The organism is Streptomyces speibonae (genome assembly GCF_984686075.1).
In genome coordinates this window covers 818,922-838,994 of sequence record NZ_OZ480260.1, presented here as the reverse complement: position 1 = coordinate 838,994, position 20,073 = coordinate 818,922, and the positions used below count along the sequence as shown (strand labels likewise).

Annotated in this window: 18 protein-coding genes and 1 riboswitch; of the genes, 16 read left to right on the top strand and 2 right to left on the bottom strand. The window is 71.8% G+C overall.

The window, feature by feature from the left end; all coding sequences use genetic code 11:
• The first annotated feature begins 233 nt into the window (after positions 1-233).
• The 13 genes from hpnC (at position 234) to AC5L3C_RS03395 (ending at position 14,000) form a co-directional block, all read left to right on the top strand.
• Positions 234-1,145, top strand: coding sequence for a squalene synthase HpnC (gene hpnC / locus AC5L3C_RS03455; RefSeq protein WP_493646809.1), 912 nt, complete (start codon positions 234-236; stop codon positions 1,143-1,145).
• Positions 1,142-2,092 (top strand): presqualene diphosphate synthase HpnD, encoded by a 951-nt coding sequence (hpnD, locus tag AC5L3C_RS03450; RefSeq protein ID WP_125502429.1) that lies wholly within the window; start codon positions 1,142-1,144, stop codon positions 2,090-2,092. Before hpnC ends, hpnD begins: the two co-directional genes overlap by 4 nt.
• Positions 2,092-2,214, top strand: coding sequence for a DUF6380 family protein (locus AC5L3C_RS03445; RefSeq protein ID WP_493646808.1), 123 nt, complete (start codon positions 2,092-2,094; stop codon positions 2,212-2,214). Before hpnD ends, AC5L3C_RS03445 begins: the two co-directional genes overlap by 1 nt.
• The gene (gene hpnE / locus AC5L3C_RS03440) at positions 2,211-3,638 is read left to right on the top strand and encodes a hydroxysqualene dehydroxylase HpnE (protein WP_493646807.1); all 1,428 of its coding nucleotides are present in this window, start codon (positions 2,211-2,213) and stop codon (positions 3,636-3,638) included. Before AC5L3C_RS03445 ends, hpnE begins: the two co-directional genes overlap by 4 nt.
• 71 nt (positions 3,639-3,709) lie before the next feature.
• On the top strand, positions 3,710-4,774 hold the full coding sequence (locus AC5L3C_RS03435) for a polyprenyl synthetase family protein (protein WP_493653731.1): 1,065 nt from the start codon (positions 3,710-3,712) through the stop codon (positions 4,772-4,774).
• 119 nt (positions 4,775-4,893) lie between these two features.
• Positions 4,894-6,933, top strand: coding sequence for a squalene--hopene cyclase (gene shc / locus AC5L3C_RS03430; protein WP_493646805.1), 2,040 nt, complete (start codon positions 4,894-4,896; stop codon positions 6,931-6,933).
• A complete protein-coding gene (locus AC5L3C_RS03425; RefSeq protein ID WP_125502420.1) occupies positions 6,933-7,577 on the top strand; it encodes a 5'-methylthioadenosine/S-adenosylhomocysteine nucleosidase family protein in 645 nt (214 codons plus the stop codon). The genes shc and AC5L3C_RS03425 overlap by 1 nt, the downstream gene beginning before the upstream one ends.
• Before the next feature lie 5 nt (positions 7,578-7,582).
• Entirely contained in the window at positions 7,583-8,605 is a 1,023-nt protein-coding gene (gene hpnH / locus AC5L3C_RS03420; RefSeq protein WP_493646803.1) for an adenosyl-hopene transferase HpnH, read from the top strand.
• A gap of 4 nt (positions 8,606-8,609) precedes the next feature.
• Positions 8,610-9,767 carry a flavodoxin-dependent (E)-4-hydroxy-3-methylbut-2-enyl-diphosphate synthase gene (gene ispG, locus AC5L3C_RS03415; protein WP_493646801.1) on the top strand — a complete coding sequence of 386 codons (1,158 nt, stop codon included), beginning with the start codon at positions 8,610-8,612 and terminating at the stop codon, positions 9,765-9,767.
• Positions 9,768-9,796: 29 nt separating this feature from the next.
• Positions 9,797-11,710 (top strand): 1-deoxy-D-xylulose-5-phosphate synthase, encoded by a 1,914-nt coding sequence (gene dxs, locus AC5L3C_RS03410; protein WP_493646799.1) that lies wholly within the window; start codon positions 9,797-9,799, stop codon positions 11,708-11,710.
• Positions 11,707-13,122, top strand: coding sequence for an aspartate aminotransferase family protein (locus AC5L3C_RS03405; RefSeq protein WP_493646797.1), 1,416 nt, complete (start codon positions 11,707-11,709; stop codon positions 13,120-13,122). Before dxs ends, AC5L3C_RS03405 begins: the two co-directional genes overlap by 4 nt.
• An 84-nt stretch (positions 13,123-13,206) precedes the next feature.
• On the top strand, positions 13,207-13,830 hold the full coding sequence (locus AC5L3C_RS03400) for a helix-turn-helix domain-containing protein (RefSeq protein WP_493646795.1): 624 nt from the start codon (positions 13,207-13,209) through the stop codon (positions 13,828-13,830).
• Between the two features lie 56 nt (positions 13,831-13,886).
• On the top strand, positions 13,887-14,000 hold the full coding sequence (locus tag AC5L3C_RS03395) for a DUF6126 family protein (RefSeq protein ID WP_125509924.1): 114 nt from the start codon (positions 13,887-13,889) through the stop codon (positions 13,998-14,000).
• A 22-nt stretch (positions 14,001-14,022) separates the two neighbouring features.
• Here AC5L3C_RS03395 and AC5L3C_RS03390 read toward each other — a convergent pair whose 3' ends face one another.
• Positions 14,023-14,820, bottom strand: coding sequence for a tyrosine-protein phosphatase (locus AC5L3C_RS03390; RefSeq protein WP_493646793.1), 798 nt, complete (start codon positions 14,818-14,820; stop codon positions 14,023-14,025).
• A gap of 430 nt (positions 14,821-15,250) precedes the next feature.
• Positions 15,251-15,415: riboswitch (cyclic di-AMP (ydaO/yuaA leader) on the top strand.
• 2 nt (positions 15,416-15,417) lie between these two features.
• Between AC5L3C_RS03390 and AC5L3C_RS03385 the strand changes: the two genes are divergently transcribed.
• The 3 genes from AC5L3C_RS03385 (at position 15,418) to AC5L3C_RS03375 (ending at position 18,731) form a co-directional block, all read left to right on the top strand.
• Positions 15,418-16,353 carry a M23 family metallopeptidase gene (locus tag AC5L3C_RS03385; protein WP_493646791.1) on the top strand — a complete coding sequence of 312 codons (936 nt, stop codon included), beginning with the start codon at positions 15,418-15,420 and terminating at the stop codon, positions 16,351-16,353.
• A gap of 215 nt (positions 16,354-16,568) precedes the next feature.
• The gene (locus AC5L3C_RS03380) at positions 16,569-17,354 is read left to right on the top strand and encodes an SGNH/GDSL hydrolase family protein (RefSeq protein ID WP_493646789.1); all 786 of its coding nucleotides are present in this window, start codon (positions 16,569-16,571) and stop codon (positions 17,352-17,354) included.
• Positions 17,355-17,537: 183 nt separating this feature from the next.
• Positions 17,538-18,731: an MBL fold metallo-hydrolase gene (locus tag AC5L3C_RS03375; protein ID WP_493646787.1), complete on the top strand. Its 1,194-nt coding sequence runs from the start codon at positions 17,538-17,540 to the stop codon at positions 18,729-18,731.
• Positions 18,732-18,883: 152 nt separating this feature from the next.
• Here the strand turns inward: AC5L3C_RS03375 and AC5L3C_RS03370 are convergent, their stop codons facing one another.
• Positions 18,884-19,762, bottom strand: coding sequence for a TauD/TfdA dioxygenase family protein (locus AC5L3C_RS03370; protein ID WP_493646786.1), 879 nt, complete (start codon positions 19,760-19,762; stop codon positions 18,884-18,886).
• Positions 19,763-20,073: the final 311 nt, after the last annotated feature.

The window sequence follows — 20,073 nt, the reverse complement described above, 5'->3', positions numbered from 1 at the left end:
CCCGGCGGTGCGCACCGCGTTGTACAACGTAAGCTGTACCGGTCCCGAAAGGCGGCAATCAGGGCCATAATGCCCGACACCGTCCAACGATGCCGCCGGGCGGGAACCTGGGCGGCGTGTCCGAAATAGTGTGCATTGGGTCAGCGGTGTAGAACGGGAGATGTGACGGCAATGGCTACGGAGACTCCCCGGCTGAACGCAGCATGTGCCGTCCCCGCTCCGGGCAGTCCGCGATGACGCCCCCCGACAGGGCGGGCGGCGCCGACGTCGAGCGTGCCACCCTCGACAAGGCCGCCGCCGAGAACTTCCCCGTGGCCCCCTTCTTCCTGCCCCGGCCCTGGCGGGCCGACCTCATGGCCGTGTACGGCTTCGCCCGTCTGGTCGACGACATCGGCGACGGAGACCTGGCGCCGGGCGGCGCCGACGCCCGCCTCCTCGGCGTCCCGGACGACCGGGCCGGGGACCGGCTCGCGCTCCTCGACGCCTTCGAAGCCGATCTTCACCGGGTGTTCGACCCGGCTGGCCCGGAGCCCCGGCATCCGCTGCTGCTCCGGCTGCGGCCCACGGTCCGCCGGCACGCGCTGACCCCCGAGCCGTTCCTCGGCCTGATCGCGGCCAACCGCCAGGACCAGCTCGTCACCCGCTACGAGACCTACGACGACCTGCTCGCCTACTGCGAGCTGTCGGCCAACCCCGTCGGCCGTCTCGTCCTCGCCGTGACCGGGACCGCCACCCCCGAACGGATCCGCCGCTCCGACGCGATCTGCACGGCCCTGCAGATCGTCGAACACCTCCAGGACGTCGCCGAGGACCTCGGCCGCGACCGCATCTACCTGCCCGCCACGGACATGAAGCGCTTCCACGTCCAGGAGGCGGACCTCGCCGCACCCACCGCCGGCGCGTCGGTGCGCGCGCTCGTCGCGTACCAGGCGCAACGCGCCCTCGACCTGCTGAATGAGGGCGCCCCCCTGGTGGGTAGCGTCCACGGCAGGCTCAGACTGCTGCTCGCGGGGTTCGTGGCGGGAGGAAGGGCGGCCGTCCGGGCGATCGCCGCCGCCGAATACGACGTACTCCCCGGCCCGCCCAAGCCCGGCAGGATGCAGCTGCTGCGCGAGGCGGGCGTGACTCTGCGAGGAAAGGGGTGATCCGGACCGTGGAGTCGCAACCACCCGCGTCCGCACCGGTACTCGCCGCCTACAGCTACTGCGAGACCGTCACCGGACAGCAGGCGCGCAACTTCGCCTACGGCATCCGGCTGCTGCCGACACCCGAGCGGCGCGCGATGTCGGCGCTGTACGCGTTCTCCCGACGCGTCGACGACATCGGCGACGGAGCGCTCGCCGACGAGGTCAAGGTCACCCGCTTGGAGGACGCCCGGGCGCTGCTCTCCCGGATCCGCGACGGCGCCGTCGACGAGGACGACACCGACCCGGTCGCCGTCGCCCTCGCCCACGCCGCCCGGCGCTTCCCGATCCCCCTCGGCGGCCTGGACGAGCTCATCGACGGCGTCCAGATGGACGTACGCGGCGAGACCTACGAGACCTGGGACGACCTCAAGGTCTACTGCCGCTGTGTGGCCGGCGCCATCGGACGGCTCTGCCTCGGCGTGTTCGGCACCGAACCGGGCGCCCGCGGCGCCGAACGCGCACCCGAGTACGCCGACACGCTCGGTCTCGCGCTCCAGCTGACCAACATCCTCCGCGACGTGCGCGAGGACGCCGCGGGCGGGCGCACCTACCTGCCCGCCGACGACCTCGCCAAGTTCGGCTGCTCGGCCGGGTTCGACGGACCCACACCGCCGGAGGGCTCCGACTTCGCGGGCCTGATCCACTTCGAGGTGCGCAGGGCCCGCGCCCTCTTCGCCGAGGGCTACCGGCTGCTCCCCCTGCTCGACCGGCGCAGCGGCGCCTGCGTCGCCGCCATGGCCGGCATCTACCGCCGGCTGCTGGACCGCATCGAGCGCGAGCCCGAGGCGGTGCTGCGCGGCCGGGTCTCCCTGCCCGGCCGCGAGAAGGCCTACGTCGCCGTGCGCGGCCTGTCCGGCCTGGACACCAGGAACGTGACCCGGCGGACCGTCAGGAGGCGCGCCTGATGGACACTCCGCTCCCCGGCGGCAAACGGCGGGCAACCCTCCGCCCCGACGCCGCGTCCCAGACTGAGACGGCCCGGCGCGCACGGTTCGAGCGGTCCGGGCCGGCGGGGGAGGGCGCATGAGACACGGCACACGCACCGCGGAGCCGCCCACGGACGTCCCCGCCCCGGCGGGACGGCACGCCGTCGTGGTCGGCGGCGGCCTGGCCGGCGTCACCGCAGCCCTCGCCCTCGCCGACGCGGGAGTCGGCGTCACCCTGCTCGAAGGCCGGCCGCGCCTGGGCGGGCTCGCCTTCTCCTTCCGGCGCGGCGACCTGACCGTCGACAACGGCCAGCACGTGTACCTGCGCTGCTGCACCGCCTACCGCTGGTTCCTGGACCGCGTCGGCGGCACGGCGCTGGCACCGCTGCAGGACCGGCTGGACGTGCCCGTGCTCGACGTCACCCGCCCCGAGGGGCGCCGGCTGGGCAGACTGCGGCGCGACCCGCTGCCCGTCCCCCTGCACCTGGGGCGCAGCCTCGCCGCGTATCCGCATCTGTCGCTCGCCGACCGGGCCAGGGTGGGCCGGGCCGCGCTCGCGCTGCAACGGCTCGACCTCGCCGATCCGGCCCTGGACGCCCAGGACTTCGGCGGCTGGCTGGCCGCGCACGGCCAGTCGGCGCGCGCCGTCGAAGCCCTGTGGAACCTGGTCGGCGTGGCCACCCTCAACGCGGTCGCGGACGACTCGTCCCTGGCGCTCGCCGCGATGGTGTTCAAGACCGGTCTGCTGTCCGACCCGGGCGCGGCCGACATCGGCTGGGCCCGGGTGCCGCTGGGTGAACTGCACGACCGGCTCGCCCGCAAGGCGCTCGACTCCGCGGGCGTGCGTACCGAGGTCCGTACACGGGTCACCTCCGTCTCCCCCCAGGAGAACGGGCGCTGGAGCGTCCAGGTTCCCGGCGAGACCCTCCGCTCCGACGCGGTGGTCCTCGCCGTACCGCAGCGCGAGGCGTACGACCTGCTGCCGGACGGAGCGCTCCGGGACCCCGAGCGGCTGCTCGGCATCGGCACCGCCCCGATCCTCAACCTCCACGTCGTCTACGACCGCCAGGTGCTCGCCAGCCCGTTCTTCGCGGCCCTCGGCACCCCCGTGCAGTGGGTCTTCGACCGCACCGCCGCCTCCGGCCTGAAACGGGGTCAGTACCTGGCGGTGTCCCAGTCGGTCGCCCAGGACGACATCGACGAGCCGGTGGCCGCCCTGCGCGCACGGTATCTGCCCGAACTCCGGCGGCTGCTGCCGCGCGCCCAAGGCGCCCGCGTCGAGGACTTCTTCGTCACCCGGGAGCGCACCGCCACCTTCGCTCCCGCCCCCGGCGTCGGACGCCTCAGGCCCGGCGCCCGCACCGAGGCCCCCGGCCTGTACCTGGCCGGAGCGTGGACCGCCACCGGGTGGCCCGCGACCATGGAGAGTGCGGTCCGCAGCGGCGTCGGCGCGGCGGACGCCGCGCTGGACTCCCTCGGCCGGCCCCGCCCCCGCCGCCTCTTCGCGATCGAGGAGGCGGCCTGATGCTCCAGCAGAGCGGCGCGGCAGGTCCCCGCACCCCCCGTACCGCGACAAGAGGAGAGACTGTGCCCACTGTGCCCCCGGCCTCGCAGGCCGCTCGAAGGACCGCGGTGGACGTGTCCGCGCTCCTGGAGCGCGGCCGGACCCTGGCCACTCCGGTGCTGCGGGCGGCCGTCGACCGCCTGGTATCTCCCATGGACACGGTCGCCGCCTACCACTTCGGCTGGACCGACGCCCACGGCCGGCCCGCGGAGGGCGACGGGGGCAAGGCCGTGCGCCCCGCCCTCGCCGTGCTGTCCGCCGAGGTCACCGGCGCCGGCCCGGAGACCGGCGTCCCGGGAGCGGTCGCCGTCGAACTGGTCCACAACTTCTCGCTGCTGCACGACGACCTGATGGACGGCGACGAACAGCGCCGGCACCGCGACACCGTCTGGAAGGTGCACGGCCCCGACCAGGCCATCCTCGTCGGTGACGCCCTGTTCGCCCTGGCCAACGAGGTGCTCCTCGAGCTCGGCACCGTCGAGTCGGGCCGCGCCACCCGCCGGCTCGCCACCGCCAGCCGGGCGCTCATCGACGGCCAGGCCCAGGACATGTCCTTCGAGCACCGCGACCGCGTCAGCGTGGCGGAGTGCCTGGAGATGGAGGGCAACAAGACCGGCGCCCTGCTCGCCTGCGCCAGCTCCGTCGGCGCCGTGCTCGGCGGCGCGGACGACCGCACCGCCGACGCCCTGGAGCGCTACGGCCACCACCTCGGCCTTGCCTTCCAGGCCGTGGACGACCTTCTCGGCATCTGGGGCGACCCGGAGGCCACCGGCAAGCAGACCTGGAGCGACCTGCGCCAGCGCAAGAAGTCCCTCCCGGTCGTGGCCGCGCTCGCCGCCGACGGGCCGGCCGCCCGCCGGCTCGGCGAGATCCTCGCGGCCGACGCCAAGAGCAGCGACTTCGCGAACTTCTCCGAGGAGGAGTTCGCGGCCCGTGCCGCCCTCATCGAGGAGGCCGGCGGCCGCGAGTGGACCGCCGACGAGGCACGCCGTCAGCACACCATCGCCATCGAGGCCCTCGACACCGTGGACATGCCCGACCGGGTGCGGGAGCAGTTCACGGCGCTCGCGGACTTCGTCGTCGTACGAAAGAGATGATCACTATCGGTCGAATAGCCCTCGCGTAGTCGCCGGCCGGTGCCCAGGGGAGAGCAGCACCGGCCGACGGCGGACCCACAGCAGACGCACCACTTGCAGCACTGCACGAAGGGGAAGCCATGACAGCGACGACCGACGGAAGCACCGGGGCCGCCCTGCCGCCCCGCGTGACCGCGGCCAGCGACAACGACACCGACGTCCCCGAGGCGGCCGGGGTTCCCGACATCGCCGCCCGCGCCATGCGGCGCGCCACCGACTTCCTGCTGTCCCGGCAGCACGACCAGGGCTGGTGGAAGGGCGACCTCGAGACCAACGTCACGATGGACGCCGAGGACCTGCTGCTGCGTCAGTTCCTCGGCATCCTCGACGAGGACACCACCCGCGCCGCCGCCCTGTTCATCCGCGGCGAGCAGCGCGAGGACGGCACCTGGGCCACCTTCCACGGCGGACCCGGCGAACTGTCCACCACCATCGAGGCGTACGTCGCCCTGCGGCTGGCCGGCGACCCGCCCGACGCCCCGCACATGGCCAGGGCCTCCGCCTGGATCCGCGAGCGGGGCGGCATCGCCTCCGCCCGGGTCTTCACCCGGATCTGGCTGGCCCTGTTCGGCTGGTGGAAGTGGGAGGACCTGCCCGAACTCCCGCCCGAGCTGATCTGGTTCCCGACCTGGCTGCCGCTCAACATCTACGACTTCGGCTGCTGGGCCCGGCAGACCATCGTGCCGCTGACCATCGTCTCCGCCAAGCGGCCGGTGCGCCCCGCCCCGTTCCCGCTGGACGAACTGCACACCGACCCGCGCACGCCGAACCCTCCCCGGCCGCTCGCCCCGCCGAACACCTGGGACGGCGCCTTCCAGCGGCTGGACAAGGGCCTGCACGTCCTGCGCCGGGCGGTGCCGCGCCGGCTGCGCGGGGCGGCCATGAACACCGCCGCCCGCTGGATCATCGAGCGGCAGGAGAACGACGGCTGCTGGGGCGGCATCCAGCCCCCGGCCGTCTACTCGGTCATCGCGCTGCACCTGCTCGGCTACGACCTCAACCACCCGGTGATGCGGGCCGGACTGGAGTCGCTGGACCGGTTCGCGGTGTGGCGCGAGGACGGGGCCCGCATGATCGAGGCCTGCCAGTCCCCGGTGTGGGACACCTGCCTGGCCACCATCGCGCTCGCCGACGCCGGGCTGCCCTCCGACCATCCGCAACTGGTCAAGGCCGCCGACTGGATGCTCGGCGAGCAGATCGTGCGGCCCGGCGACTGGTCCGTCCGCAGACCTCATCTCCCGCCCGGCGGCTGGGCGTTCGAGTTCCACAACGACAACTACCCGGACATCGACGACACCGCCGAGGTGGTCCTCGCGCTGCGCCGCGTCAAGCACCACGACCCCGAGCGGCTGGACAACGCCGTCGGACGCGGGGTGCGCTGGAACCTCGGCATGCAGTCGAGGAACGGCGCCTGGGGCGCCTTCGACGTGGACAACACCAGCCCCTTCCCCAACCGGCTGCCGTTCTGCGACTTCGGCGAGGTCATCGACCCCCCGTCGGCCGACGTCACCGCGCACGTCGTGGAGATGCTCGCCGTCGAGGGACTCGCCCACGACCCCCGCACCCGGCGCGGCATCCAGTGGCTGCTCGCCGAACAGGAGCTGGACGGCTCCTGGTTCGGACGCTGGGGCGTCAACTACATCTACGGCACCGGCTCCGTCGTCCCCGCCCTGACCGCGGCCGGGATCCCCGCCTCGCACCCGGCGATCCGGCGCGCCGTGGCCTGGCTGGAGAAGGTGCAGAACGACGACGGCGGCTGGGGCGAGGACCTGCGCTCCTACCGCTACGTCCGGGAGTGGAGCGGCCGGGGCGCCTCCACCGCCTCGCAGACGGCCTGGGCGCTGATGGCGCTGCTCGCGGCCGGCGAACGGGACTCCCGGGCCGTCGAACGGGGCATCCGGTGGCTGGCCGCCACCCAGCGCGAGGACGGCTCCTGGGACGAGCCGTACTTCACCGGTACCGGCTTCCCCTGGGACTTCTCCATCAACTACCACCTCTACCGCCAGGTCTTCCCGCTCACGGCGCTCGGCCGGTACGTGCACGGGGAGCCGTTCACGAAGAAGCCGGTGCCGGCGCGCACCGGTGCGGAGCAGGCACTCGCCGAGGCGAAGGGAAGCTGATGAGCCCTCAGCCCGCCCCGGCGCCGCTGCTGATCGCCTGCGCGCTCGGCATCGAGCAGTTCGCCCTGCGCAGGCATGAACGCGGCGGCAGCCCGGGCGGGCCGGTCACCGTGCTCCGTACGGGCATGGGGCCGGCGGCGGCCGGGCGCTCCGTCACCCGGGTGCTCGACGGCCCGGCCCTGAGCGGTGCGGCCGTCCTGGCCACCGGCTTCTGCGCCGGACTCGCCCCCGGGATGCACCCCGGCGACCTGGTGGTGGCCGAGGAGACCCGGGACCCGCGCGGCAGCGTCCGCTGCACCGGGACCGAACTGCTGGTGAAGGAGCTGGTGCGCACCATTCCCGGGCGCACCGTCCACACCGGTCCGCTCACCGGCTCCGACCACGTCGTCCGCGGTCACGAACGGTCCGATCTGCTGGCGACCGGCGCGATCGCGGCCGACATGGAATCGGCGGCCACGCTCCTGAGCGCCGTGCGCGCGGGCGAGCGCCCGGTTGCGGCCGTCCGGGTGGTCGTGGACGCTCCTGAACACGAACTCGTCCGCATCGGCACGGTCCGCGGTGGAATATCGGCTTTCCGTGTCCTTCGTTCCGTACTACCGGCTTTCTATGAATGGCACCGTTCCTTGCTGCTCCCCAGGAGGTGAGCCAGATGGCCATGCCGCTGCGTCAGTCCATCAAGGTCGCTACATACTTGGCCGAACAGAAGCTCCGCAGGCGGGACAAGTTCCCGCTCATCGTCGAACTGGAGCCGCTCTTCGCCTGCAACCTCAAGTGCGAGGGGTGCGGCAAGATCCAGCATCCGGCCGGTGTGCTCAAGCAGCGCATGCCCGTCGCCCAGGCCGTGGGCGCGGTGCTGGAGTCCGGGGCGCCGATGGTGTCCATCGCGGGCGGCGAGCCCCTGATGCACCCCCAGATCGACGAGATCGTGCGCCAGCTGGTCGCCAAGCGCAAGTACGTCTTCCTGTGCACCAACGCCCTGCTGATGCGCAAGAAGATGGACCGGTTCACCCCCTCGCCCTACTTCGCCTTCGCCGTGCACATCGACGGGCTGCGTGAGCGGCACGACGAGTCGGTGGCGAAGGAGGGCGTGTTCGACGAGGCCGTCGAGGCCATCAAGGAGGCCAAGCGGCGCGGCTTCCGGGTGACCACCAACTCGACCTTCTTCAACACCGACACCCCGCAGACCGTCGTCGAGGTGCTCAACTACCTCAACGACGACCTCAAGGTCGACGAGATGATGATCTCGCCCGCCTACGCCTACGAGAAGGCCCCCGACCAGGAGCACTTCCTCGGCGTGGAACAGACCCGCGAGCTGTTCAAGAAGGCCTTCGCGGGCGGCAACCGCAACCGCTGGCGGCTCAACCACTCCCCGCTCTTCCTGGACTTCCTCGAGGGCAAGGTCGACTTCCCGTGCACCGCGTGGGCGATCCCGAACTACTCCCTCTTCGGCTGGCAGCGCCCCTGCTACCTGATGAGCGACGGGTACGTGCCGACCTACCGGGAGCTGATCGAGGAGACCGACTGGGACCGCTACGGCCGCGGCAAGGACCCGCGCTGCGCCAACTGCATGGCGCACTGCGGCTACGAGCCCACCGCCGTCCTCGCCACCATGGGATCGCTGAAGGAGTCGCTGCGCGCCATGCGCGAGACCGTCTCCGGAAACCGGGGGTGAGGCCATGACCGCTGTCCCGCTGGGTATGCCCGGGGTTCCGGCGCCGCCGCTCGCCGAGCGTCGCGCGTCGCGGCGGATCCAGGTCGGACCGGTGGCGGTCGGCGGCGGCGCCCCGGTGTCGGTGCAGTCGATGACGACGACCCGCACCTCCGACATCGGCGCCACCTTGCAGCAGATCGCCGAACTCACCGCTTCCGGCTGCCAGATCGTCCGGGTCGCCTGCCCCACACAGGACGACGCGGACGCGCTGGCCACCATCGCCCGCAAGTCGCAGATCCCGGTGATCGCGGACATCCACTTCCAGCCCAAGTACGTGTTCGCGGCCATCGAGGCCGGATGCGCCGCCGTCCGCGTCAACCCGGGCAACATCAAGCAGTTCGACGACCGGGTGAAGGAGATCGCGCGGGCCGCGCAGGACCACGGCACCCCGATCCGGATCGGGGTCAACGCCGGCTCGCTGGACCGGCGCCTGCTCCAGAAGTACGGCAAGGCGACGCCCGAGGCGCTGGTGGAGTCCGCGCTGTGGGAGGCGTCCCTCTTCGAGGAGCACGACTTCCGCGACATCAAGATCTCCGTGAAGCACAACGACCCGGTGGTCATGATCAACGCCTACCGGCTGCTCGCCGAGCGCTGCGACTACCCGCTGCACCTCGGCGTCACCGAGGCCGGACCGGCGTTCCAGGGCACGGTCAAGTCGGCCGTCGCCTTCGGGGCGCTGCTCAGCGAGGGCATCGGCGACACCATCCGGGTGTCCCTGTCCGCGCCGCCGGCCGAGGAGGTCAAGGTCGGCATCCAGATCCTCCAGTCGCTGGGGCTCAGGGAGCGGCGGCTGGAGATCGTGTCCTGCCCGTCCTGCGGGCGCGCCCAGGTCGACGTGTACAAGCTGGCCGACGAGGTCACCGCCGGGCTGGACGGCATGACCGTGCCACTGCGGGTCGCCGTCATGGGCTGTGTGGTCAACGGCCCCGGCGAGGCGCGCGAGGCCGACCTGGGGGTCGCCTCCGGCAACGGCAAGGGCCAGATCTTCGTCAAGGGCGAGGTCATCAAGACCGTCCCCGAGTCGAAGATCGTCGAGACGCTGATCGAAGAGGCGATGAAGATCGCCGAGCAGATGGAGAAGGACGGCGCCGCGTCGGGGGAGCCGGCCGTCACCGTGAGCTGAACAGCACGGAATCCGAAGGGGGCCCGAGCGTGACGATTCTGGAGAGCATCCGGCAACCGCGTGACCTGAAGGCGCTGTCCGAGGAGGAACTCGGCGAACTGTCCCACGAGATCAGAGAGTTCCTGGTGCAGGCGGTGGCCAGGACCGGCGGCCACCTCGGACCCAACCTGGGGGTGGTCGAGCTCACCGTCGCCCTGCACCGGGTCTTCGAGTCGCCCGCGGACCGCATCCTGTGGGACACCGGCCACCAGAGCTACGTGCACAAGCTGCTGACCGGCCGTCAGGACTTCTCCAAGCTGCGCGGCAAGGGAGGCCTGTCCGGCTATCCCTCCCGCGAGGAGTCCGAGCACGACGTCATCGAGAACAGCCACGCCTCCACCGCCCTCGGCTGGGCCGACGGGCTCGCCAAGGCCCGCCAGGTGCAGGGGGAGAAGGGCCATGTCGTGGCGGTGATCGGCGACGGCGCGCTCACCGGCGGGATGGCCTGGGAGGCGCTGAACAACATCGCCGCCGCCAAGGACCGGCCGCTGATCATCGTCGTCAACGACAACGAACGTTCCTACGCCCCGACCATCGGCGGGCTCGCCAACCATCTGGCGACCCTGCGCACCACGGACGGCTACGAACGGGTGCTGGCCTGGGGCAAGGAGGTGCTCCAGCGCACCCCCGTGGTCGGCTCCACCGTCTACGAGGCACTGCACGGCGCGAAGAAGGGCTTCAAGGACGCCTTCGCCCCCCAGGGCCTCTTCGAGGACCTGGGGCTGAAGTACGTCGGCCCGATCGACGGCCACGACATCGGGGCCGTGGAGTCCGCGCTGCGCCGCGCCAAACGCTTCCACGGCCCCGTCCTGGTCCACTGCCTCACCGAGAAGGGCCGCGGCTACGAGCCCGCCCTGGCTCACGAGGAGGACCACTTCCACACCGTCGGCAAGATGGACCCGCTCACCTGCGCGCCCCTCGCACCGTCCGGCGGCCCCTCCTGGACCTCCGTCTTCGGCGAGGAGATCGTCCGGATCGGGGAGGAGCGCGAGGACGTGGTGGCGATCACCGCCGCCATGCTGCACCCGGTCGGCCTCGGCGCCTTCGCCGAGCGGTTCCCGGACCGGGTGTGGGACGTCGGCATCGCCGAACAGCACGCCGCCGTCTCCGCGGCGGGCCTGGCCACGGGCGGCCTGCATCCGGTCCTCGCCGTCTACGCCACCTTCCTCAACCGCGCCTTCGACCAGCTGCTGATGGACGTGGCGCTGCACCGCTGCGGGGTGACCTTCGTCCTGGACCGGGCCGGTGTCACCGGCGCCGACGGGCCCTCCCACAACGGCATGTGGGACCTGTCCGTCCTCCAGGTCGTCCCCGGCCTGCGGATAGCCGCACCCCGCGACGCCGACCAGCTGCGCGCTCAGCTGCGCGAGGCGGTCTGCGTCGACGACGCCCCCACCCTGATCCGCTTCCCGAAGGAGTCGGTGGGCCCGGCGATCCCGGCGCTGGACCGGATCGGCGGCATGGACGTGCTGCACCGCGCGGACGCGCCCGAGGTGCTGCTGGTGGCCGTCGGTGTGATGGCCCCGGTCTGTCTTCAGGCCGCCGAACTGCTCGAGGCCCGGGGCATCGGATGCACGGTGGTCGACCCCCGCTGGGTCAAACCCGTCGACCCGGCCCTCCCGCCGCTGGCCGCCGGTCACCGCATGGTGGCCGTGGTGGAGGACAACAGCCGGGCCGCCGGGGTGGGTTCGGCGGTGGCGCTGTCCTTGGGCGACGCCGAGGTCGACGTGCCGGTACGCCGGTTCGGCATCCCGGAGCAGTTCCTCGCGCACGCCAAGCGCGGGGAGGTGCTCGCCGACATCGGTCTCACGCCCGTCGAGGTCGCCGGGCGGATCGGCGCGGGCCTCGCCGCCGGGGAAGAACGCGCGAAACAGTCACATGACGCACAGGAGCACCAGGCATGACCACCGCGGAGTCCGCCTCGGAGTCCTCACCCGCCGGCACGTTCGACCTCGGCGCACTGCTGGCCGAACGCGGGGCCGAGCGCTACGAGCTGCACAGCCGGTACCTCAACCACCAGCTCCCGCGCATGCTGCACACCATCGGCTTCGACAAGGTCTACGAGCGCGCCGAGGGCGCCCACTTCTGGGACGCCGACGGCAACGACTACCTGGACATGCTCGCCGGGTTCGGGGTGATGGGTGTGGGCCGCCATCACCCCGTGGTCCGCAAGGCGCTGCACGACGTCCTGGACGCCCAGCTCGCCGACCTCACCCGCTTCGACTGCCAGCCGCTGCCCGGACTGCTGGCCGAGAAGCTGCTCGCGCACAGCCCCCACCTGGACCGGGTGTTCTTCGGCAACAGCGGCACGGAGGCGGTCGAGGGCGCCCTGAAGTTCGCCCGCTACGTGACCGGCAGGCCCCGCGTCCTGTACTGCGAGCACGCCTTCCACGGGCTGACCGCCGGCTCCCTCTCCGTCAACGGCGAGTCCGGCTTCCGGGACGGGTTCACCCCGCTGCTGCCGGACACGGCCGTGCCGCTCGGCGACCTGGACGCCCTGGAGCGGGAGCTGCGCAAGAAGGACGTCGCCGCGCTGATCGTCGAGCCGATCCAGGGCAAGGGCGTGCACGAGGCGCCTCCCGGCTATCTGCGGGCCGCCCAGGAGCTGCTGCACCGGCACAAGGCGCTGCTGATCGCCGACGAGGTGCAGACCGGACTGGGCCGCACCGGCGACTTCTACGCCTACCAGCACGAGGTGGGAGTGGAGCCGGACCTGGTGTGCGTGGCCAAGGCGCTCTCCGGCGGGTACGTACCGGTGGGCGCCACCATCGGCAAGGACTGGATCTTCAAGAAGGTCTTCTCGTCGATGGACCGGGTGCTGGTCCACTCGGCCAGCTTCGGGGCCAACGCCCAGGCCATGGCGGCGGGCCTGGCGGTGCTCTCGGTCATGGAGGACGAGCAGATCATCGCCAATGTCCGCACCACCGGCGAGCTGCTGCGGAGCCGGCTGGCCGCCCTGACCGACCGCTACGAGCTGCTCGCCGACGTGCGCGGCCGGGGCCTGATGATCGGCATCGAGTTCGGCCGGCCCCGGTCGCTGAAGCTGCGCTCGCGCTGGACCATGCTCCAGGCGGCCCGCAAGGGGCTCTTCGCGCAGATGGTGGTCGTGCCGCTGCTGCAACGGCACCGGATCCTCACCCAGGTCTCCGGCGATCACATGGAGGTGATCAAACTGATCCCGCCGCTCGTCGTCGACGAGGCGGACGTGGACCGGTTCGTGCGCGCCTTCGTCGCGGTCATGGACGACGCGCACGACGGCGGTCTGATGTGGGAGTTCGGCCGGGCACTGGTGAAGCAGGCGGTCGCCACGCGCTGACCGGAGAAGACCGGCGTACCGAGCGTGTTTGCCTCTGAGACAAGAAAATTGCCTCAGAGGCACTCCCTCCGGCTCAATGGAGGCATGAGCTCCTCCGACGCCGGGCCGCCGGCCGGTCCGGCCGGTGCCCTTCCCGCGATCGCGCCCCAGCTGCGCTCCCTGCGGCGACGGGCCTCCCTGACCCTCGAGGCCGCGGCCCGCGAGGCCGGTCTGTCGCCGGCCCATCTCTCCCGGCTGGAGACCGGACAGCGCCAGCCCTCGCTGCCGATGCTGCTCTCCCTCGCCGGGATCTACGGTACGACGGTCTCCGAGCTGCTCGGGGAGGCGGCCGCCGGCCGGGACGCCGTGGTCCGCGCCGCCGACATGGAACCCACGGCGGCGGGCGGCTGGACGTACTGGCCGGCCGGGGCGTCCGGGCGCGGCATGCAGGCCCTGCGGGTCCATGTACCGCGCGGCTCCCAGGGCGACATCGTGCGCGTCCACCCCGGCGAGGAGTGGCTGTACGTCCTCAAGGGCCGGCTGCGGCTGCGCCTCGGCGACGTACTGCACCGGCTCGACCCGGGTGACAGTGCGCACTTCGACTCGCTGACCCCGCACCGTATCGCCGCGGCCGGCCCCGACGGGGTGGAGCTGCTGTTCGTCCACACCCTGCTGCAGAGTCCCACGGCCGCGCTGTGCCTGGGCCCGATCCACGGAGAGGCGCCATGACCGGCAAGATCGGCAAGGACAGCAAGGACAGCAAGGACACCGCGGGCATCAAGGACATGGAGGACAAAATCCCCCGGGCCCTGTGGGTGCGGCTGTTCGTCTACGTGGTGGTGGGGCACGTCTTCGCGGCCTTCATCTACTTCCTGTTCGAGATGGCTCCCAAGAAGTAGCCGCCGGGCGGCGCGGCTCCCCTCAGTCGAGCATGCGCGCGCGCAGCCGCTCCCGGGCCCCGGCGGTGAGGCCGAGGCCCCGCTCCAGATAGGTGTCCACGCCGCCCCAGGTCTCCTCGACGGTGTCGAAGGCGGCCGACAGGTACTCCGCCCGCGCGTCGAACAGCGGGCTGAGCAGCTCCATCACCTCGGGGGAGTAGGCCGAGTCGGAGCCGCCGCTGCGGTACACCTTGTAACGGCGGTGCTTGGCGTTGGACTTCAGGTAGTCCTCCACGATCGCCTCCCGCTCGACCCCCAGCGCGAGCAGCGTCACCGCCACCGACAGTCCCGCCCGGTCCTTGCCCGCCGCGCAGTGCATCAGTGCCGGGAAGCTGTCCTCGGCGAGTGAGCGCAGCACCTGGGCGTGCTCGGCGGTGCGCTCCTTGATGATCGTCCGGTAGGAGTGGATCATCCGGTCCGCGCCCTGGCCGTCCGCGAGGATCGAGCGCAGCTGGTCCAGGTCGCCGTCGCGGACCATCTTCCAGAACTCGGCGCCGTCGGCCGGGTCGCTGAGCGGCAGGTTCACATTGCGCACCCCCGGCAGCGCGACGTCCGGCCCTTCCAGTTTCTGGTCCGCCGCGTTGCGGAAGTCGAAGATCGTGTGCAGCCCGAGCGAGGAGAGGAAGACGGCGTCCTCCGCGGTCGCGTGGGCCAGGTGACCGCTGCGGAACAGCACTCCGTGCCGCACCCGCCGACCGTCCACGGTCGGCAGTCCGCCCACGTCGCGGAAGTTGCGCACTCCGGCCAGCTCGGGTTCGGTCGACGGGATCTGCTGCGTCACGGGGACTCCTCCCACTCGGCGCCGCCGCCGCGGCTCGTCGGCGTGCGTCACTCGACGATACGACATGCCTGCCTGGGGCAATGAGTTGTCCACACGCGGCGTCCGGCATCCGGTAATAGCAGCATTAAGGCGTTCTGTCCGATTAATTCACTTCGCCATAATGCGCCCCGAAAGAAAGGGGGATGGGAATGGGGTGCGTGAGCATCGTCATATCCGTGACGATGTGTTGTCGCCATGCTCACGTAATGACGGCGAACGACAAGGGAATTCGAAACGCAATCCACGTCGGGATCGACGCTCGGTGACGTCAATTCCTCCTGTGGATCACGGAAAAAGCACCTTCGCGGGGAACCTCCGCTTGTCCCCTCGCGTCCGGGTCGCTTACGTTCGCCACCGATCCGGACGGACGCCTAATCCTGCCGCCGCCCGGAGCCCGCACACACTGACCCGTGTACGGCAGGAGCGGGGGACCCACAGGTAAGACTGCCTGGTCCGGTCTCCGGAACAGGCTTGGGGTTAAGCCGCGTGACATCGCGGCCGGACATCTCCAGTCCGAACCCGACAGCTCACCTCGCAGGCGCCGGAGAGGAATTCGTCATGCCCGCGAAGGGTAAGCACCGCCGTACCAAGGCTCAGCGTTTCACCCGTTCCATCGCCGTCGCCGGAACCGGTGGCGCCGCACTCGCCCTGCCGCTTCTCGGCGCCACCGGCGCCCACGCGGCCACGCCGCAGGCGGCCCCCGAAAAGGCCGCCCAGTCACTTTCCGTTTCGGTCACCGGCCAGCAGGCCACCGCCGAAAAGGGCGACCAGTCCCGCACGTACACCGTGAAGGCCGGCGACTACCTCGCGAAGATCGCCGAGGCGGAGAACGTCGACGGCGGCTGGAAGCAGCTCTACGCGGACAACCGCGAGGCCGTCGGCGACGACCCGTCGCTCATCCACCCCGGCCTGAAGCTCACCCTCGACGGCGAGGCTGCCAAGGCCACGCCGAAGAAGTCCTCTTCGCCGGCGACCGCGAAGCCCGCCGCGCCGAAGGCCGAGAAGCCCGCCGCGCCCAAGGCCGAGAAGCCCGCCGAGAAGCCCGCCGAGAAGCCGGCCCAGCAGACCACCGCCAACCAGGCCGCCTCCGGTTACAGCTCCCCGGTGCCCGGCGGCGGCATCGGCACCGCCTACAAGGTGGCCGGCAGCATGTGGTCCAGCGGCTACCACACCGGTGTCGACTTCAGCGTCGGGACCGGCACCTCCCTGAAGGCGGTCGGCAACGGCACGGTCGTCTCCGCGGGCTGGGCCGGCGCGTACGGCAACCAGGTCGTCATCAAGCTGAGCGACGGCTACTACGCCCAGTACGCCCACCTGTCCTCGCTGTCGGTCTCGGCCGGCCAGACCGTGAGCGCCGGCCAGCAGGTCGGTCTCTCCGGCTCGACCGGCAACTCGACCGGCCCGCACCTGCACTTCGAGATCCGGACCAGCCCGAACTACGGCTCGGACGTGGACCCGATCTCCTACCTCCGCTCCAAGGGCGTCTCCATCTGACCCCCTGCGGCGACCTTCCTGACACGCGCGCCGAAGGCCGGACCCCGATCCCCGGGTCCGGCCTCCGGTGTATTCCCGTGTATTCCCGGCAGGGCGACACTGTGGGAGTGGCTTATCTCACCGCTCGTCAACCCTCCCCTACGGTCGCGTAGGTCACATTCGAGGGTGAATCATGAGCTGCTGTGGCAGACGATTCGAGAAGTGACAGCAGAAGAGTGATCGGGTCGTACGTGGCGCTGGGGGACAGCTTCACCGAGGGGGTCGGCGACCCCGGTCCCGACGGGGCGTTCGTCGGGTGGGCCGACCGGCTCGCCGTGCTGCTCGCAGACCGCCGGCCCGAAGGTGACTTCGAGTACACCAACCTCGCGGTGCGCGGGAAGCTGTTGGACCAGATCGTGGCGGACCAGCTCCCGAGGGCCGTGGAACTCGCCCCCGACCTGGTCTCGTTCTGTGCGGGCGGCAACGACATCCTCCGCCCGGGCACCGACCCGGACGAGGTCGCCGAACGCTTCGAGCGGGCCGTCGCCGCGCTCGCGCCCGCGGCCGGCACGGTCCTGGTGACGACCGGGTTCGACACCCGCGGCGTCCCCCTGCTCAAGCATCTGCGCGGCAAGATCGCCACCTACAACGGACATGTCCGGGCCGTCGCCGACCGCTACGGCTGCCCGGTGCTCGACCTGTGGTCCCTCAAGAGCGTCCAGGACCGCAGGGCCTGGGACGCCGACCGGCTGCACCTGTCGCCCGAGGGCCACACCCGGGTGGCGCTCCGCGCCGGACAGGCCCTCGGCCTCGAGGTCCCCGCCGACCCTGAGCAGCCCTGGCCGCCGCTGCCGGTCCGCGGCACCCTCGAGGTCCGCCGCGACGACGTCCACTGGGCCCGCGAGTACCTGGTGCCATGGATCGGCCGCCGTCTGCGCGGTGAGTCCTCCGGCGACCACGTGACCGCCAAGGGCACCCTCTCCCCGGACGACATCAAACTGCGGATCGCCTCGGTGGCGTGAACCCCCGCGCGACAGCGTGATGATCATGGAGGACTGGACACTGCGGCCGGCCACTGCGTCGGAGGATGCACGGACGTGTTCATGGTGTGCCGCCCGTCACAGTGGCCGCGTCCGCAGCTCGCGCCGCGGTGCCGCACCGTCCCCACATAATGGAACGCCTGACCCACTCCATTTGGAGGAAGCGTGGCCGGTTACCGTCTCCTTGGCCCAGGGCCGCGTGCCCTGCGGCCCGAAGCCTTCGGTGTGGACCCGAGCGGTGAGCGCATGGCCCGCATCCGCAGATCCCCGCACTTCAAGGACGGTGTGTTCCAGAACCCGGGCGGCTCCGTCACCATCGGTCCCTCGGGCTCGAAGCTGGACCTGGCCAAGCTCTTCCTCGACCGGGACAGCCGGTCCCGCCGCACCCCCACGGGCGGCATACCGGTGCACCCGACCACCCTCGCCGACATCTCCCGCCCGCCCGCCACGGGGCTGCGCCTGACCTGGATGGGCCACTCCGGAGTGCTCGCGGAGATCGACAGTCACCGGATCCTGTTCGACCCCGTGTGGGGTGAGCGCTGCTCGCCGTTCCCCTTCGCCGGACCCAAGCGGCTGCACCCCGCGCCCCTGCCGCTGGCCGCGCTCGGCCCGGTCGACGCCGTCGTGATCTCCCACGACCACTACGACCACCTGGACCTGCCCACGATCAAGGAGCTGGCCGGCACGGACACCCTGTTCGCCGTGCCCCTCGGCGTGGGCGCGCACCTGGAGCACTGGGGCGTCTCCGAGGGCCGGCTGCGGGAACTGGACTGGCACGAGACGACGAAGGTCGGCGGCCTCACCCTGACCGCCACCCCGGCCCGTCACTTCTGCGGCCGGGCGCTGCGCAACACCCAGCACACCCTCTGGGCCTCCTGGGTGGTCACCGGCGAGGAGCACCGGATCTACCACAGCGGCGACACCGGCTACTTCGAGGGCTTCCGCGACATCGGCGCCGACCACGGCCCGTTCGACGCGACGATGATCCAGGTCGGCGCGTACTCGGACTTCTGGCCGGACATCCACATGACGCCCGAGGAGGGCCTGCGTTCCCACCTGGACCTCCAGGGCGGTGCGGCGTCCGGCGTGCTGCTGCCCATCCACTGGGCCACCTTCAACCTGGCGCCGCACGCGTGGGCGGAGCCGGGGGAGTGGATGAAGGACGTGGCCGAGGAGGCCGGCCAGACACTGGCGTTCCCGCTGCCGGGCGAGCCGTTCGAACCGGCGGGGAAGGTGCCCGGGGAGGCGTGGTGGCGCGCGGTGTCCGCCCCGATCCCCCGCCCGTGGCGGCGCCCAGGAAGCAGCGAACAGCCGCCCGGAACCGACCGGAAGAACCTCGACCTCGCCGGCGGCCGCTGAACACCGGCCGGGGACCCGCGGCTCACCGCGCGGTTGCGCCTGGCCCTGTCGACACCACCTCAATCATGCCCATTCCAGGGTGGGTCGAGCGGCAGGACTGTGCTCCCCATGGGTGACGCCCGGCGCGGCACGGACCCGGACCCGGACCCGGGTCAGCGGTGCAGGGACGTGCCCTCGACGGCGATCCGGCGGCCGTGCCGGCTGAGGGGGAAGTAGTCCCACACGGCGTGGTGCTGCACACTGCGGTTGTCCCAGAGCACCAGGGTGCGCGGCTGCCACCGCACACGGCACTGCAGCATCGGGGTACGGGCCACATGCGCGTACAGCATGCCCAGCAGGGCGTCGCTCTCGGCGCGGGAGAGCTGGGTGATGTGCGAGGTGTAGGGGGCGTTCACGAAGAGCAGCTCGCGGCCGGTCTCCGGGTGCCGGGGCACGACGGGGTGCTCGGTGCGCGGCACGTCGTACTCGGCCGGAGGGGTCTGCCCGGCGGCGGTCCACGGCAGGGCGCCGTCATGCAGGGCGGTCAGGCCCTGGAGGAACTCCCGCAGCGCGGGGGAGAGCAGTTCGTAGGCGAGGTGCATGTTGGCGAACAGGGTGTCGCCGCCGCTGCCTCCCTCGGGGACCGTCGTGAGGTACAGCAGGGAGCCGAGGGAGGGCGCCGGGTCCGCCGTGCCGTCGGAGTGCCAGCCGTTGCCGGCCACCGCCCGGGAGTTCTTGTCCGCGCTGATCTCCAGGATGTACGGGTCGGAACCCTCCACGGGGAGGGTGACCGGGTGCAGTTCACCGAAGACGCCCGCGAACCGCTTGTGCTGCTCGGGGCTGAGATCCTGGTCGCGGAAGACCAGGACGTGGTGGGTGCGGAAGGCGTGCTTGATCTCCTTCTCCTGCTGGGGCGTCAGCTCCCGCGACAGGTCGAGCCCCGAGACCTCGGCGCCCAGCACGGGGGTGAGGGGCTGGACGGAGAGGGTCTCGTACGGCTCGGCGGGCCGGGTGGTGAGGCGCTCGACGGCCTGAAGGGCGTACTGCTCCATGGGGACCTCCGGAGGGGAACGGGACGGGAAGGGAAGCGGACCGGGGGCGGATCACAGTCCCCGGTCGAGGAGTTCGGCGATCACGAGGCGAAACCCGTGCGTCGGCCGGGGCGGCGACGCGCCGCGGCGGCACGACCGCCACCACCCGCAGACCGAGCGCGGCCGTGTGCTCGTAGAGGGCGAGTCGCCGCCAGGGTCGACAGGAGCGCGCTGTGCAGGACCCTGCCCGAGCCGGCCGGCCCGCCCGCGAAGGGCAGTTCGGCGGCCCGCGCGGCCTGTCCGGCGCAGACCGCGTGGGAGTCACCGAGCAG

Excerpts from the sequence above, each read along its gene's own strand:
- hpnC (WP_493646809.1), top strand. The coding sequence starts at position 234 with ATGACGCCCCCCGACAGGGCGGGCGGCGCCGACGTCGAGCGTGCCACC.
- AC5L3C_RS03445 (WP_493646808.1), top strand. The coding sequence starts at position 2,092 with ATGGACACTCCGCTCCCCGGCGGCAAACGGCGGGCAACCCTCCGCCCC.
- hpnE (WP_493646807.1), top strand. The coding sequence starts at position 2,211 with ATGAGACACGGCACACGCACCGCGGAGCCGCCCACGGACGTCCCCGCC.
- shc (WP_493646805.1), top strand. The coding sequence starts at position 4,894 with ATGACAGCGACGACCGACGGAAGCACCGGGGCCGCCCTGCCGCCCCGC.
- AC5L3C_RS03425 (WP_125502420.1), top strand. The coding sequence starts at position 6,933 with ATGAGCCCTCAGCCCGCCCCGGCGCCGCTGCTGATCGCCTGCGCGCTC.
- hpnH (WP_493646803.1), top strand. The coding sequence starts at position 7,583 with ATGGCCATGCCGCTGCGTCAGTCCATCAAGGTCGCTACATACTTGGCC.
- ispG (WP_493646801.1), top strand. The coding sequence starts at position 8,610 with ATGACCGCTGTCCCGCTGGGTATGCCCGGGGTTCCGGCGCCGCCGCTC.
- AC5L3C_RS03405 (WP_493646797.1), top strand. The coding sequence starts at position 11,707 with ATGACCACCGCGGAGTCCGCCTCGGAGTCCTCACCCGCCGGCACGTTC.
- AC5L3C_RS03400 (WP_493646795.1), top strand. The coding sequence starts at position 13,207 with ATGAGCTCCTCCGACGCCGGGCCGCCGGCCGGTCCGGCCGGTGCCCTT.
- AC5L3C_RS03395 (WP_125509924.1), top strand. The coding sequence starts at position 13,887 with ATGGAGGACAAAATCCCCCGGGCCCTGTGGGTGCGGCTGTTCGTCTAC.
- AC5L3C_RS03385 (WP_493646791.1), top strand. The coding sequence starts at position 15,418 with ATGCCCGCGAAGGGTAAGCACCGCCGTACCAAGGCTCAGCGTTTCACC.
- AC5L3C_RS03370 (WP_493646786.1), bottom strand. The coding sequence starts at position 19,762 with ATGGAGCAGTACGCCCTTCAGGCCGTCGAGCGCCTCACCACCCGGCCC.